This is a genomic window from Mycobacterium sp. Root265, from assembly GCF_001428895.1.
GTDB lineage: Bacteria > Actinomycetota > Actinomycetes > Mycobacteriales > Mycobacteriaceae > Mycobacterium.
Genome location: NZ_LMJA01000008.1, coordinates 18,576 through 33,144 on the forward strand (window position 1 = coordinate 18,576; position 14,569 = coordinate 33,144).

16 protein-coding genes are annotated in these 14,569 nt (G+C 66.9%); 11 read left to right on the forward strand and 5 right to left on the reverse strand.

The genetic code is table 11. The features are described from left to right. Positions 1 to 4: 4 nt before the first annotated feature. The 4 genes from ASE48_RS09460 (at position 5) to ASE48_RS09475 (ending at position 2,880) form a co-directional block, all read left to right on the forward strand. Positions 5 to 397: a DUF2255 family protein gene (locus ASE48_RS09460; RefSeq protein WP_057166825.1), complete on the forward strand. Its 393-nt coding sequence runs from the start codon at positions 5 to 7 to the stop codon at positions 395 to 397. Further along, a complete protein-coding gene (locus tag ASE48_RS09465) occupies positions 394 to 807 on the forward strand; it encodes a (R)-mandelonitrile lyase (protein ID WP_057166826.1) in 414 nt (137 codons plus the stop codon). Before ASE48_RS09460 ends, ASE48_RS09465 begins: the two co-directional genes overlap by 4 nt. Before the next feature lie 46 nt (positions 808 to 853). Beyond that, a complete protein-coding gene (locus tag ASE48_RS09470) occupies positions 854 to 1,831 on the forward strand; it encodes an aldo/keto reductase (RefSeq protein WP_057166827.1) in 978 nt (325 codons plus the stop codon). 173 nt (positions 1,832 to 2,004) lie between these two features. After that, positions 2,005 to 2,880 (forward strand): hypothetical protein, encoded by an 876-nt coding sequence (locus ASE48_RS09475; protein ID WP_442928712.1) that lies wholly within the window; start codon positions 2,005 to 2,007, stop codon positions 2,878 to 2,880. Here the strand turns inward: ASE48_RS09475 and ASE48_RS09480 are convergent. Further along, a complete protein-coding gene (locus tag ASE48_RS09480) occupies positions 2,877 to 3,371 on the reverse strand; it encodes a VOC family protein (protein WP_057166829.1) in 495 nt (164 codons plus the stop codon). The genes ASE48_RS09475 and ASE48_RS09480 overlap by 4 nt on opposite strands. Positions 3,372 to 3,448: 77 nt before the next feature. Continuing rightward, on the reverse strand, positions 3,449 to 4,033 hold the full coding sequence (locus tag ASE48_RS09485; RefSeq protein ID WP_057166830.1) for a TetR/AcrR family transcriptional regulator: 585 nt from the start codon (positions 4,031 to 4,033) through the stop codon (positions 3,449 to 3,451). 126 nt (positions 4,034 to 4,159) lie between these two features. On the opposite strand from ASE48_RS09485, the gene ASE48_RS09490 reads away from it, so the two are divergent. The 4 genes from ASE48_RS09490 (at position 4,160) to ASE48_RS09505 (ending at position 6,716) form a co-directional block, all read left to right on the forward strand. Then, positions 4,160 to 4,894, forward strand: a complete 735-nt coding sequence (locus ASE48_RS09490; RefSeq protein ID WP_057166948.1) for an SDR family NAD(P)-dependent oxidoreductase — start codon at positions 4,160 to 4,162, stop codon at positions 4,892 to 4,894. Further along, on the forward strand, positions 4,895 to 5,332 hold the full coding sequence (locus tag ASE48_RS09495) for a nuclear transport factor 2 family protein (RefSeq protein ID WP_057166831.1): 438 nt from the start codon (positions 4,895 to 4,897) through the stop codon (positions 5,330 to 5,332). Between the two features lie 61 nt (positions 5,333 to 5,393). After that, entirely contained in the window at positions 5,394 to 6,017 is a 624-nt protein-coding gene (locus ASE48_RS09500) for an NADPH-dependent F420 reductase (RefSeq protein WP_057166832.1), read from the forward strand. Positions 6,018 to 6,056: 39 nt separating this feature from the next. Next, entirely contained in the window at positions 6,057 to 6,716 is a 660-nt protein-coding gene (locus ASE48_RS09505) for a TetR/AcrR family transcriptional regulator (RefSeq protein WP_057166833.1), read from the forward strand. Here the strand turns inward: ASE48_RS09505 and ASE48_RS09510 are convergent. Next, entirely contained in the window at positions 6,713 to 7,063 is a 351-nt protein-coding gene (locus ASE48_RS09510) for a heme-binding protein (protein ID WP_057166949.1), read from the reverse strand. The two genes, ASE48_RS09505 and ASE48_RS09510, sit on opposite strands and share 4 nt — an antisense overlap. Before the next feature lie 29 nt (positions 7,064 to 7,092). Then, positions 7,093 to 7,458 carry a hypothetical protein gene (locus tag ASE48_RS09515; RefSeq protein WP_057166834.1) on the reverse strand — a complete coding sequence of 122 codons (366 nt, stop codon included), beginning with the start codon at positions 7,456 to 7,458 and terminating at the stop codon, positions 7,093 to 7,095. A gap of 122 nt (positions 7,459 to 7,580) precedes the next feature. Between ASE48_RS09515 and ASE48_RS09520 the strand changes: the two genes are divergently transcribed. Genes ASE48_RS09520 through nei2 form a run of 3 tightly spaced genes read left to right on the forward strand, consistent with a single transcriptional unit; the run spans position 7,581 to position 13,401 of the window. Then, positions 7,581 to 12,101 (forward strand): ATP-dependent helicase, encoded by a 4,521-nt coding sequence (locus ASE48_RS09520; protein WP_057166835.1) that lies wholly within the window; start codon positions 7,581 to 7,583, stop codon positions 12,099 to 12,101. Between the two features lie 48 nt (positions 12,102 to 12,149). Then, a complete protein-coding gene (locus ASE48_RS09525; protein ID WP_057166950.1) occupies positions 12,150 to 12,629 on the forward strand; it encodes a DUF2834 domain-containing protein in 480 nt (159 codons plus the stop codon). Positions 12,630 to 12,645: 16 nt separating this feature from the next. Beyond that, positions 12,646 to 13,401, forward strand: a complete 756-nt coding sequence (gene nei2 / locus ASE48_RS09530; protein WP_057166836.1) for an endonuclease VIII Nei2 — start codon at positions 12,646 to 12,648, stop codon at positions 13,399 to 13,401. On the opposite strand, the gene ASE48_RS09535 is transcribed toward nei2, so the two are convergent. Then, the gene (locus ASE48_RS09535) at positions 13,389 to 14,552 is read right to left on the reverse strand and encodes a fatty acid desaturase family protein (RefSeq protein ID WP_082614084.1); all 1,164 of its coding nucleotides are present in this window, start codon (positions 14,550 to 14,552) and stop codon (positions 13,389 to 13,391) included. The genes nei2 and ASE48_RS09535 overlap by 13 nt on opposite strands. Between the last annotated feature and the right edge of the window lie 17 nt (positions 14,553 to 14,569).

Consider the following 14,569-nt stretch of genomic DNA (forward strand, 5'->3'; position numbering starts at 1 on the left):
CCAGATGACCACCTGGACCTCAGCCGACCTGACCCATTTCGGCGATGCACAAGAGGTGCGGATCGCCGGAGCCCGCCCAGACGGCTCGTTGCGCAAGCCGGTGATCGTCTGGGCGGTACGGGTCGGCGACGACCTGTATGCCCGATCCGTCAACGGCCCGGACGTCGGATGGTTCCGTGGCGCCCGGGCAACGCACCGTGGCCAACTCGGTGCCGGCGCAATGACGATCGATGTGGACTTCGTCGACGCCGTTGGTGACGCCGACGACGAGATCGACGCCGCATACCAGCGCAAGTACGGCCGGTACCCCGGGCCGGTCGCATCGATCACCGGCGCGACGGCCCACGCCACCACCCTGAGAATCGTTCCCCGCCACACCACAAAGGACAGCGCATGAAGAAGATGCCTCGTGGTTCCTCCACAAAAGGACCGGCCGAGATGTTCACCGGCGACGTGTATTTCGATGTCATTGCGAAGGGCGAGGAGCCCTCACGGTTGCGGGTCAACACCGTGCGTTTTGCACCGTGCGCCCGCACCGCGTGGCACACCCACGCATGTGGTCAGACCTTGCACGTCACCGACGGCATCGGCCTGGTCCAGTCCCGCGGAGGTGAGGTCGTCGTCATGCGCCCCGGCGATACCGTCTACACGCCCCCGGGCGAATGGCACTGGCACGGAGCGGCCCCCACGCATTTCATGACCCACCTCGCCATGTGGGAGGCACCCGATCCGACTTCCGGCACGCCGGAGACCGAGTGGGGCGAACACGTCACCGACGACGAGTATCCCCAGCAGGTCGACCTGTGACGATCAGCAACGTACCCGGCGAATAGCCATCAGAGAAGGGACAAGAATGAAGAACGCACAACTCGGCAGCCTCGAAGTTTCCCGCATCGGCCTGGGGGCCATGGGCATGTCCCACGGCTACACCGGCGCCGGGTCCGACGACGACGAATCGATCCGCACCATCCACCGCGCCCTCGATTTGGGCGTTAACCTCATCGACACCGCCGAAATCTACGGCCCATACATCAACGAGGAGTTGGTCGGCCGCGCCATCAAGGGCCGCCGCGACGACGTGGTGCTCGCGACGAAGTTCGGCCTCGTCTCGCACGGCGGCGCGGGTCCGTGGAACATCGACAGCAGCCCGGCCAACATCCGCACCGCAGTCGAAGGTTCGCTGCGCAGGCTCGGCACCGACCACATCGACCTGTACTACCAGCACCGGGTCGACCCCAACACCCCCATCGAGGACACCATCGGCGCCGTCGCCGAACTGGTTGCCGCAGGCAAGGTCCGCCACATCGGGTTGTCCGAGGCGTGGGTCGACACCATCCGGCGTGCCCACGCCGTGCACCCGATCACGGCGTTGCAGTCCGAGTACTCACTGTGGACCAGGGATCAGGAGCCCGAGGTGCTGCCGCTGCTGCGCGAGCTCGGTATCGGTTTCGTACCGTATTCGCCGCTCGGTCATGGCTTCCTCACCGGCGCCATCCGGTCGACCGACCAGTTCGATGCCGATGACTTCCGGGCCACCAACCCTCGGTTCACCGGCGAGAACTTCCAGCGCAATCTCGCCGTCGCCGACGAGGTCAAGGCGGTGGCCGACGAGGTCGGCGCGACACCGGCTCAGGTCGCCATCGCCTGGCTGCTGACCAAAGGCACTGATATCGCTCCGATTCCGGGGACCAAACGGGTGGTCCGGCTTGAGGAGAACGTCGCCGCGGACGACGTGGCGCTCACCGACGCACAGCTGAAGCGACTCGACGAGCTCACCCCGGCCGCGGGCGGCCATCACACCGATGAGCAGATGCAGATGATCGAGCGGTAGGACGGCCCTGGGCGTGTCTGTCACGCCAGGTGCCGGCAGACACCCCATGCTCTGGGCCGCCCGTTTAGGCTGGTGTAGCGGATGGGTACAGGAACCACACCGCTCCCCCGGTTTCAGGATCTGCTTCGAGGAGACTTATGCGTTGGCCGCTGCGTAACCGAACGATGACGGCCATGGCGATCGTCGGGGTGGCGCTGGTCGTCAACGGATGCGAGGCGCAGTCCTGGGGTACGCCCCCGACCGCCGAGAACACCCCGGCACCCGCGACCGCGCCCGCGCTGCCCGAGGCCCCACCCGGCCAGCCGCCCGCGTCCTTCGCCGGACTCGAGGCCCGCGTCCAGCAGGCGACCGCCGACGCGGCCACGTCCGGCGCCGACATCACGGCGGTCGTACTCGACCGCACCACCGGCCAGATCGCTTCCAGTGGAGCGAATCAGTCGTTCCCCATGGCGTCCGTGGTGAAGCTGTTCATCGCCGACGATCTGCTGCTGCAGGAGTCCGAGGGCAAGACGAAACTCTCGGCCGCCGACCGAAGCTCGCTGGACGCGATGTTGCGCTCCTCCGATGACAGCGCGGCCCAGAACTTCTGGGACCGCAGCGGGGGCAACGCTGTCATCGCCCGCGTCAAGGCGCGGTACGGATTGGCGGGCACGACGGCGCCCTACAACGGGCATTGGGACGTGACCACAAGCACCGCAAGCGATCTCGTACGCTACTACGACATGTTGCTGGACGGCAGTGGCGGGCTGCCACCCGCACAGGCCAACATCATCGTCGGCGACCTGGCGCAGTCCACGCCGACGGGCAACGACGGGTATCCGCAGCGGTTCGGCATCCCCGAAGGTCTCTACGCCGAGCCGGTGGCGGTCAAACAGGGCTGGTTCTGCTGCTGGAGCGGTCCCAACCAGTTGCATGTGTCCACCGGCGTGATTGGAGCAGATCGGCGCTACGTGATGGCGATCAGCTCGCTGGATCCCACCAGTGCGGCCGCAGCACGGACGAACATCACCGAGGCCGTCAAGACGATGTTTCCGGGCGGCACGATCTAACCGCCGGCTGACGCGGCGATATCGGCTGCGCTGATGCCGGAGAGGTCGGGCACGTTCTGCATGAGTTCGATGCGGGTGCCGTCGGGGTCGGTCAGGTAGATGAACCGACCCGACGTCGGGTCCGCCACGTCACCCAGCACGGTGCGCGTCGACTCCACGAACGTTCCGCCGGCGGCGACGATGGCCTCGGTGAGGCCGTCGACGTCCTCGACCCGGAACGACAGATGGGTGAAGCCCAGCTCGGTCATCGGCTTGCGTTGCCCCGACCCCGTGATCGGAACGTCGACCCACTGCAACAACTCGATCCGGATGTCGTCGCGGATGAGCATCGCGGACCGGAATCGGCCCTCCTGCTCCATGGTTGCGGCGACCTCGTTGTTGTCGAAGTCGAGCTGATAGAGCTGCGCGAACCCGAACACCTCGGTGTAGAAGCGGATCGAACGGTCGAGATCGGTGACGGCGATGCCGATATGTGAGAAGCCCTGGATCATAAGTGGAGTGTGACATGGGAGTTCGCAACGTTCGCGTCTATTCGGGGATCTTGTGAACTGTCACGCGTGGGCCGCGGTCAGGTAGAGGGTGGCGCCGAGACAGGGATGGCGTTGTCGATGAGGACGACTGCGATGGCGGCGGCGGTGGCGAAGGTGTCGGTGTCGAGGACCCGGTTGCGGGCCGAAGCGCCATCCAAGAGCAGCGCCAGTTGTTCGCCGAGCTGTTCGGGGTCGGCGGCGCCGGCCTCTCGCGCGGTTTCGGTGAATCGCGCGGCAAAAGCCTTCTTGTAGTCGCGGGCCTGCGTGCGTGCCGGGTGGGCCGGATCGTGGATCTCCACGGCCGCCGCGATGAACGGGCACAGGGGCGCATGGATGTCGAAGGCGGCGAGGAGGCGTTCGCGGGGCGTCAGGTCGGTGCGGTCGAATACCTCGGGCAGGATGCCGGGATCGAATCGGCGCAGGTGTTCGGCGATCAGCTCATCCTTGCCGGCGAAGTGCTGGTAGAACGTGCGCTTGGACACCTGAGCCACCGCGCAGAGCTCGGCCAAACCCGTGGTGTTGATGCCTTGGTCGCGGAAAAGTTGCCGAGAAGCGCTGAGGATGCGCTCTCGTGCGCCCCTCCCGCGGCGCAGACCTCGCGGCCCCTTCTCTACCTCCGTCATGCGCCCAGCGTAGCCGACTCGGGTACCGGGCGGTGTACATAGCTTGCATACCGCCAGGACGTCCGATACGTTAAGCACTCCAAGTGGTGTACATAAGACCGGCACCACCGACTGAATGGGATGACCATGGGAAAACTCGACGGCAAGGTCGCGGTAATCACCGGCGCGACAAGCGGTATGGCACTGGCAGGCGCGAAGTTGTTCGTCGACGAGGGAGCTCACGTCTTCATCACGGGCCGACGGCAGGACGCGCTGGATCAGGCCCTTGAAGAGATCGGACGGAATGTGACCGGTGTGCGGGCCGATTCGGCTGACCTCGACGATCTGGACCGTCTGTTCGACACGGTCAGGCAGGAGAGGGGCGCGATCGACGTGCTGTGGGCGAGCTCCGGGACGGGCGCGCAGAGCAAGCTCGGCGAGATCACCGCGGAGGACTTCGATGCCGCGTTCGCGCTGAACGCGCGCGGCACGCTGTTCACCGTCCAGAAGGCGCTGCCACTCCTCAACGATGGTGGCTCGATCTTCATGACCGGATCGAACGCCTCGTTGCGCGGCTACCCCAATTGGAGTGTGTACGCGGGTAGCAAGGCCGTGCTGCCCGCCTACGCACGGGTGTGGGTGTCGGAGTTGAGAGACCGCAAGATCCGGGTGAACGTGCTGACACCCGGTCAGGTCGCCTCGCCGATGTTGGCGGAGGTGATGGACGAGGAGATGAAGGCGCAGTTCGAATCGGTGATCCCGCGGCGAGAGATGGGCCGCCCCGAAGAGATCGCCTCGGTCGCGTTGTTCCTTGCGTCGAGCGACTCGAGCTACGTCAATGGCCAGGAGTTGGTCGTCGACGGCGGGACCACGGTGATCTGAATGAGCAACAACGGCACCACTTTTGCCCCACACCGCGACACCGTGGAGGCCTTCGTCGTCGCCATGCACGGCGGCGCAGACCGAGACGCGCTGTCTTACATCCTCGCCGAGGACGTGGTCCTGTACGGCCCGCTCGGCGACGAGCCACTCACCGGCCGGGAATCAGTCCTGGAAGCCATGCGCGGAATCGGCACGGTGGCAGCCGACCTCACCTATAAGGAAGTCCTCAGCGGCGAGACGCACCATGCCGCGTACTTCCGGTTGCAGATCGAGAACACCGCGGTCGACGGAATGGACTACATCCTGCTCGACGCGGACGGGAAGATCGCCGAGGTGACCATCTGGTGGCGCCCGCTGCCGTCCGGCGTCGAGATGCAGGGTCACCTTGCCGACCTCCTCGGCATGCGGCCCTGGGAATTGCACACGAACGGGGTTTGACGACGAGGCCAGGCCTTTCTTTCGACATTTCGTTCGATCATCAACCAAGACAGGATATTTCATGAGCAGCATCAGCATCATCGGCACCGGGAACATGGCCCGCACCATCGGCACGCTGGCGGTAGCGGGCGGCAACACCGTCGAAGTCATCGGCCGTGATCGGTCCAGGTCCGCTGAACTGGCCGAGGCTCTCGGCGGCAGCGCGACGACGGCAGAGTTCGGCGCCGTCCCGGCCGGGGACATCGTCATCGTCGCTCTGCTGTACGCCAATGTTGTTCCCGTCGTTGCCCAGTACGGAAATGCCCTCGCAGGCAAGATCATCGTCGACATCAGTAACCCGTTCAATGCCGCCGCCGACGGGCTGGCCATCCCCGAGGGCACCTCGATCGCGCAGCAAGTTGCCGAGGTGGCCCCCGCGGGCGCGAGTGTGGTGAAGGCATTCAACACCGTATTCGGCGTTGTGCTGGCGCAGGGCCGGCCGCTGGATGTCTTCATCGCCGGCGACGACACGCACGCCAAGACCGGCGTGGCGGAGTTCATCGAAAGCCTGGAGCTGCGTCCGCTGGATGTCGGCGGGTTGCACATGGCGCATTGGCTGGAGGGAACCAGTCTGGTCTTGATGGGCCTCGCCCGCCACGGGATGGGTAACTTCGACTTCGCCCTCGGCGCCGCGGTTCCCGGCTGAGCCGCACCGCCGGCACAACGCGCGCACTACGATGCCTGGGTGGGCGAAACCCGGCGCCGGCTCTCCCCCGGCGATCGACGTAGCGAACTGTTGATCCTGGGTGCCGAGGTCTTCGGGCAACGCCCCTACGACGAGGTCCGCATCGACGAGATCGCCGAACGCGCCGGGGTGTCGCGCGCCCTGATGTACCACTACTTCCCGGACAAGCGCGCCTTCTTCGCCGCGGTGGTCCAAGCCGAGGGCGAGCGGCTGTTCGACGCCACCAATGCCCCCGCCGATCCGGGGCAGTCGCTGTTCGACCAGGTACGCGCCGGCGTGCTGGCCTACCTGCACTATGACGAGCAGCATCCGCACGGCGCATGGGCGGCGTACATGGGGATAGGCCGCGCCGATCCGGTGCTACGAGGCCTCGACGACCTGGGTGACCTGGCCAATGCCAAACAGGCCGACCGGATCATCGACCGGGTGTGGGCGGCCGCGGGCCAACCGCTGGACGGCACCACGGCCCGCGAGTTGCGGGTCACCGTGTACGGCTGGCTGGCGTTCACGTTCGAGCTGTGCCGCCAGCGCGTGCTCGATCCTGCGTTGGATGCCGATTTCGTCGCCGACACCTGCGCGCACAGCCTGCTCGACGCTGTCGGCCGGGTGCCGGGTATCCCGGCACGCCTGGCCGCGGCGGTATCGGCAGCGCGTCGCTAGCCGCCGCAGCGCGCGCGGAAATCCCTGGTGGGTTGCCGGATGCCCCGAAGCTCATCTCGCACCTGCGGATTGGCGTCCAGGTAGGTACCCAGCTCGTCCCGGCGCTCCTCCTGCGTCTTGCCCTGTAGACCGGTGAAGAAGTCGTTCACCGGCGGATGGGTGAACAGGTAGGCCGATGTCGCCGCGGTCACGCCGGCAATCACCCCGGCCAGATCGGCGGCGGTGCAGTTCGGCGGCGGAGGCGGAGGGAGCGGCTCCGCGGATGCCGTTGCGACGGAACCGAACACGGCGAGCGCCCCCAACGCCACCGCCAACACCCGTCGCGCCGGGATGGAATTGATCAGCATGCCGCTCTCCTTGATCGATTTCTTTTCCTTCATCGACGGCCACCGCCACGCCCGCCGCCACGGCCACCACCGGCGTTGGGCCGGTTTCCGCCCGGCAATCCGACATTGGGTCCACCGGGCCCGCCCGGCCGGCCGATATCCGGGTCCAGGTTGACGTCGATCTCCCAGCCCCAGGCGTCGTTGCAGTCGGTCCAGTCGTAGTCGCATGGGTACGGCACGTACGGCCCGGACGAACCGCTCGGTCCGTCGCCGGTGTTCGAGCCACGGACATCGCCCTGCGAACAGATGGTGGTTCCGCCCGTACTCGTGCAGTCCGCTGCCGCGATGGGGGTGGGCGCTACGGTGAGGCCCGCGCCGATCAGCACGGGCACCACGAGAATGTTGAACAGTCGCATCACTGACTCCTTCAGTCGTCGTGAGCGAAACTGACGTCTCCGTCAGGATCGTATGCCAGTTCGAGCGCCTCTGCACAGCGATTGCCGCAGGTCATCGCAACTTGTCGGTGGGTGGGGGCACCATGGAGGACGTGCCCGCCGAGATCGACCCACTGGCCCGGTTCAGTCCGCTGACCCGGGACTGGTTCCGTGGCACCTTCCCCGCCCCCACCGCGGCCCAGGCGCAGGCCTGGTCGGCGATCGCCGACGGGGACAACACGCTGGTCATCGCCCCGACCGGCTCCGGCAAGACACTGGCCGCCTTCCTGTGGGCCATCGACGACCTCGCCCAGCACCCCTCGGAACGGTCTGCCGGCACGCGTGTCCTCTACGTATCCCCGCTCAAGGCGCTGGCCGTCGATGTCGAGCGCAATCTGCGCACCCCGCTGACCGGCCTGGCCCGGGTGGCCGAGCGCGCGGACGTGCCGGCACCCACCATCACCGTCGGCGTGCGCTCCGGGGACACCACACCCAAAGACCGCCGCGACCTGATCTCCAGACCTCCCGACATCCTGATCACCACCCCCGAATCGCTGTTCCTCATGCTCACCTCGGCGGCGCGCGACACCCTGACCGAGGTGCGCACCGTGATCATCGACGAGGTACACGCCGTTGCCGCCACCAAACGCGGTGCCCACCTCGCCGTCTCCCTGGAGCGACTGGACGCCATGCTGGAGCGGCCCGCGCAGCGCATCGGGTTGTCGGCCACGGTGCGGCCCGCCGAGGAGGTGGCCCGGTTCCTGGCCGGGACAGCGCCGACGACCATCGTCGCCCCGCCAGCGGACAAGACCTTCGAACTGCAGGTCCAGGTTCCGGTGCCGGATATGACGAACCTGACCGAGGGCTCCATCTGGCCCGATGTGGAAGAACGCATCGTCGACCTGGTCGAAGCGCATCACTCGTCGATCGTGTTCGCCAACTCGCGCCGCCTCGCGGAACGTCTCACCTCCCGGCTCAACGAGATCCACGCCGAACGCAACGGTGTCGAATTGCCGGGCGGGCACAACACGAAGGTGGCTGCCGGCGCGCCGGCACACGTCATGGCCAGCGGGCAGAGCTTCGGGGCGCCGACCGTGCTGGCCAAGGCCCATCACGGTTCGGTGAGCAAGGAGCAACGCGCACTGGTCGAGGACGATCTCAAGAGTGGGCGGCTCAAGGCTGTCGTCGCCACCTCCAGCCTGGAACTCGGCATCGACATGGGCGCGGTGGACCTGGTCATCCAGGTGTCCGCGCCGCCGTCGGTGGCCAGCGGCCTGCAGCGCGTCGGCCGGGCCGGGCACCAGGTCGGTGAGATTTCCCAGGGCGTCCTCTTCCCGAAGCATCGCACCGACCTGATCGACTGTGCCGTCACGGTGGAGCGGATGCGGGCCGGCCAGATCGAAACCATGCGGGTGCCGGCGAACCCCCTGGACGTGCTCGCCCAGCACACCGTGGCCGCGGCCGCGCTCGAACCGTTGGACGCCGATGCCTGGTTCGACACGGTGCGACGCAGCGCACCCTTTGCGGCGTTGCCGCGCAGCGCCTTCGAGGCGACGCTGGATCTGCTGTCCGGGAAGTACCCGTCGACCGAGTTCGCCGAACTGCGCCCTCGGCTGGTCTATGACCGCGACGCCCGAACCCTCAACGCACGGCCCGGCGCGCAACGTCTGGCGGTCACCTCCGGTGGCGCCATCCCCGACCGCGGCATGTTCACCGTCTACCTCGCCTCCGAGTCCGAAAAGCCCTCACGGGTCGGCGAACTCGACGAGGAGATGGTCTACGAATCGCGGCCCGGTGACGTGATCTCGCTGGGTGCCACGAGCTGGCGCATCACCGAGATCACCCACGACCGAGTACTGGTGGTGCCCGCACCCGGCCTGCCCGCTCGGCTGCCGTTCTGGCGTGGTGACAGCGTGGGACGTCCCGCCGAACTCGGCGCGGCGGTCGGGGCGTTCACCGGCGAACTCGCGCAATTGGGATCCGACGACTTCCGCAAGCGCTGCCAGGAAACCGGATTCGACGAGTTCGCGACGGACAACCTGTGGCAGCTGCTCGACGAACAGCGTCAAGCCACCGGTGCGGTCCCCAGTGACACCACGTTGATCGTGGAACGCTTCCATGACGAGCTGGGCGACTGGCGGGTGATCCTGCACTCCCCCTACGGCTTACGTGTGCACGGTCCGCTGGCGCTGGCGGTCGCACGGCGGCTGCGGGAACGCTACGGGATCGACGAGAAGCCGACCGCCTCCGACGACGGCATCATCGTGCGACTGCCCGATGGCGGCGACGATCCCCCCGGGGCAGAACTTTTCGTGTTCGACGCCGACGAACTGGAACCCATCGTCACCGACGAGGTCGGTGGTTCGGCATTGTTCGCGTCCCGGTTCCGCGAGTGCGCCGCCCGGGCGCTGCTGCTGCCACGCCGCCATCCCGGCAAGCGGTCCCCGCTGTGGCACCAACGCCAGCGCGCCGCCCAACTGCTCGACGTGGCCCGCAAGTACCCCGATTTCCCCATCGTGCTGGAGACCGTCCGGGAATGCCTGCAGGACGTCTACGACGTGCCCGCGCTGACGGACATCATGAACAGGGTCGCCCAGCGCAAGATCCGGTTGCTCGAAGTCGAGACCGCCACGCCGTCACCGTTCGCCGCCGCCGCGTTGTTCGGGTATGTCGGCGCATTCATGTACGAAGGCGACAGTCCGCTCGCCGAAAGACGCGCCGCAGCACTGTCATTGGACACCGTCCTGCTGGCCGAACTGCTGGGCCGGGTGGAGCTGCGCGACCTGCTCGACCCCGATGTGGTCACCGCGACCACCAGGCAACTGCAACATCTCGATGCCGACCGGGCCGTCCGCGACGCGGAGGGTGTCGCCGATCTGCTGCGCCTGCTCGGGCCGCTCACCGAAGCCGAGATCGTGGAACGCTGCGTGCAGGACGATATCGGCGGTTGGCTGGACGGGTTGCGCCACGCCCGACGCGCGCTGACGGTGTCCTACGCCGGATCGACGTGGTGGGTGACCGTCGAGGACGTCGCGCTCTTGCGCGACGGTGTCGGGGTGGCGGTACCGGTCTGGGTGCCCGCCAGCCTCACCGAATCGGTCACCGATCCCCTCGGCGATCTGCTCGGGCGCTTCGCCCGCACCCGCGGGCCCTTCAGCACCGACGAAGCCGCCGCCCGGTTCGGGTTGGGCATCCGGGTGACCGCCGACGTACTGGGCCGGCTGGCCGGCGACGGCCGGTTGATCCGCGGCGAGTTCACCGAAGCGATCGCCGGATCTTCCGAACAATGGTGTGACACCACCGTTCTCAAGATTCTCCGGCGACGGTCACTGGCGGCCCTGCGCGCCGCGGTGGAACCGGTCAGCACCGCGGCGTACGGCCGCTTCCTGCCGGCCTGGCAACATGTCGGCTCCACCCACAACCGCGGGGTGGACGGCCTGGCCGTGGTGATCGAACAGTTGGCCGGCCAGGCACTGCCGGCGTCGGCGATCGAGACACTGGTGTTTCCCCAGCGGGTGGCCGACTATCAGCCCGCGATGCTCGATGAGCTGCTGGCCTCCGGCGAGGTGACCTGGTCGGGTATGGGTCAGATCGGCGGATCCGACGGCTGGATCGCCTTCCACCTGGGCGACTCCGCGCCGATGACGCTCGCCCCGCCCGCCGAGATCGAGTTCAACGACAATCACCGCGCCATCATGGAGACCCTCGGTCACGGCGGAGCCTATTTCTTCCGTCAGCTGGCCGACGGTTTGTCCGAGGGCGATCTGAAAACAGCTCTGTGGGAACTGATCTGGGCCGGCTGGGTCACCGGTGACACGTTCGCCCCGGTGCGCGCCCTGCTGTCGGGCCCGCGCCGCGCCGGCGCTCCGTCGCACCGGCAGCGCCAGCGCCCCCCGCGGCTGAGCCGCTACAGCCTGGCACAGGGGCAGCCGCGGAGCGATCCGACGGTGGCCGGTCGCTGGTCGGCGTTGCCCGCCGCCACACCCGATTCCACGGTGCGCGCACACTTCCAGGCCGAGCTGCTGCTCAACCGTTTCGGAGTGCTCACCCGCGGTGCCGCCGACGGCGTACCCGGCGGATTCGCGATGCTCTACAAGGTGCTCACCGCGTTCGAGGACGCCGGACGTTGCCAGCGTGGCTATTTTGTGGAATCACTGGGCGGCGCACAATTCGCCGCGGCCTCCACGGTCGACCGGCTGCGCTCCTATCTGGACGGTATCGACCCGCAGCGCCCGGAACTGCACGCCGTGGTGCTGGCGGCCACCGACCCCGCCAACCCGTACGGCATGGCATTGCCCTGGCCGGATGCCGCCGAGGTGACACACCGCCCCGGGCGCAAGGCCGGAGCGCTGGTGGCGCTGGTCGACGGGCAGCTGGTGTGGTTCCTGGAGCGCGGCGGAAAGTCCCTGCTCAGCTTCGGCGCCGAGGCGGAAGCGCAGGGTGCCGCCGCGGCGGCGCTGGCCACCCTGGTCGGACCCGGCGGCCGGATTCCGTCACTGCTGGTGGAACGGGTCAACGGTGTCACGGTGCTCGACCCCAACGCCGGTGAAGAACATGCCGCCGTGTTGGAGGCGCTCGTCGCCGCCGGCTTCGCGCGCACCCCCCGAGGACTTCGCCTGCGTTGAACTTGTCAAAACTGACAAAACTTGAGGCCGCTGTCCGATACTCCGATGATGGTCTCGCTCATCGTTCACCTCGTGCTGGGTATCGGCGTCATCGCCTGGATCGTCCGCGCCAATCAGCACGTGTTCGCCCGCCCGACCGATGGCAGCCCGATGTTCTCACCGTTGGAGATCCTCTTCTACGTCATCGGCGTCGCATCGATCGCGCTCGGTTACTACTTCAACCATCAATTCGTCGCGAGCTACGCAGTCGAGGGCGGCAACCCGATCTGGGGTCCCGGCAGCTGGCAACAGTTCATCGTGCTCGGCTACGCGAACCCGGCGGCCGCCTCGGCCAGCCAGGACTACACCATCATCAACGTCATCCTGCTGCCGCTGTTCACCGTCGTCGACGGCTACCGGCGCGGCATCAAACGTCCGTGGCTGTACTTCGTGGCCAGCCTGTTCACCAGTTGCGCGTTTGCCTACGCGTTCTATTTCGCCACCTTGGACCGGGTACACCGGCAGCAGAAGGCACTCACGTCGGTGTGAGCATGTTCAATGGGGTATGCCCGAAGGTGACACCGTCTTCCGCACCGCCACCAAACTGCGCGAGGCGCTCGCCGGAAAGACGCTGACCCGCTGCGATATCCGCGTCCCCCGCCATGCGACGGTGGACCTGACCGGGCAGGTTGTCGACGAGGTCCTCAGCCGCGGCAAGCACCTGTTCATCCGGGTGGGCGACGCCAGCATCCATTCTCATCTGAAGATGGACGGCAGCTGGGTGATCGGCGGGTTCCGCGGCCCCCAGCACCGGGTACGCATCGTGCTGGGCACCGCTGACACGGTGGCATTCGGGATCGATCTGGGCATCCTCGACGTCCTGGAACGCGACCATGATCAGGATGTCGTCGCCCATCTCGGGCCGGATCTGCTCGGCCCGGATTGGGATCCGCAGCGGGCGGCGGCGAACCTGATCGCCGAACCGGACCGCGAACTCGCCGATGCCCTGCTGGATCAGCGGGTGATGGCCGGCGTCGGCAACGTCTTCGCCAACGAACTGTGTTTCGTGTTCGGCCGCAGCCCCGAGGCGCCGGTCGGTAGCCTTGCCGATCCGCTACGAGTCGTACAACGCGCACGGGACATGTTGTGGCTGAACCGAAACCGGCCGAATCGCATCATCACCGGAAACACCCATCGCGGCCAGCAATTCTGGGTGTACGGCAGGGCCGCAGAACCGTGTCGCCGCTGCCGTACCCCCATCAAGAGGGACGACAGCGGCGACCGGATCAGATACTGGTGCCCGAATTGTCAGGCGGCCTGAGCCGCTTCAGGTTTCGGAGCAGCCGGATTGCGGGTCGGCAAGGCCAGCCGCAGGATCTTCTTGACCACGGTGCCGAACTGCTTGTACAGCGGTCCACTGTTGTAAGGCAGGCCGTAGCGCTCGCAGATCTCGCGGACCTCCACCGAGATCTCGGCGTGCCGGTGGGCCGGGATGTCCGGGAACAGGTGGTGTTCGATCTGGAAGGACAGATTGCCGCTCAAGATGTGGAACCACTTGCCGCCGGTCAGGTTCGCCGAGCCGAGCAGCTGGCGGAAGTACCACTGGCCGCGGGATTCGCTCTTGGTCTCCTCGATGGAGAACTCCTGGGTTCCCTCCGGGAAATGTCCGCAGAAGATGATCATGTAGGACCACACGTTGCGCATCAGGTTGGCGGTCAGGTTGCCGGTGAACACCCACGGCGCGAACGGCCCGGCCAGCAGCGGGAAGGCCACATAATCCTTCAGCGTCTGCTTCTTGGTCTTCTGCCATATACCGCGGATGATATCGCGCTTGTCGGCGACGCTGATCTCACCGGAGCGGATGCGTTCGGTCTCCAGCTCGTGCAACGCCACACCGTACTGGAACAGCACCATCAGCAGGAACGCGTACACCGGGTTGCCCAGGTAGTACGGCGACCACCGCTGGTCCTCGCTCATCCGCAGGATGCCGTAGCCGATGTCACGGTCCATGTCCACGATGTTGGTGTAGGTGTGGTGCATGTAGTTGTGCGAATGCCGCCACTGATCGGACGGGCAGGCGTTGTCCCATTCGAAAGCCTTGCTGGCCAACGCCGGATCACCGGTCCAGTCGTACTGACCGTGCATGATGTTGTGGCCGATCTCCATGTTGTCGAGGATCTTGGCGATCCCCAGCATGGCGGTGCCTGCCAGCCAGAACGGCGGGAAGATGCCACCGAACAGCAGGGCCCGGCCACCGACCTCGAGGGTGCGCTGGGCCTTGATGACCTTGCGGATATAGGTGGTGTCCCGCTCACCGAGGTCGGCGACCACCCGTTCGCGGATGGCGTCGAGTTCGGCGCCGAACGCATCGGCCTGCTCGGGGGTCAGGGAGTACTTGTCGGAGCGCACCGCGCGGTTACGGATGTCGTCCTTGGAAATTGCTTCGGGGCGAACGGAAATCATGTCAGTCATAACTGTTCCTTCCGGTC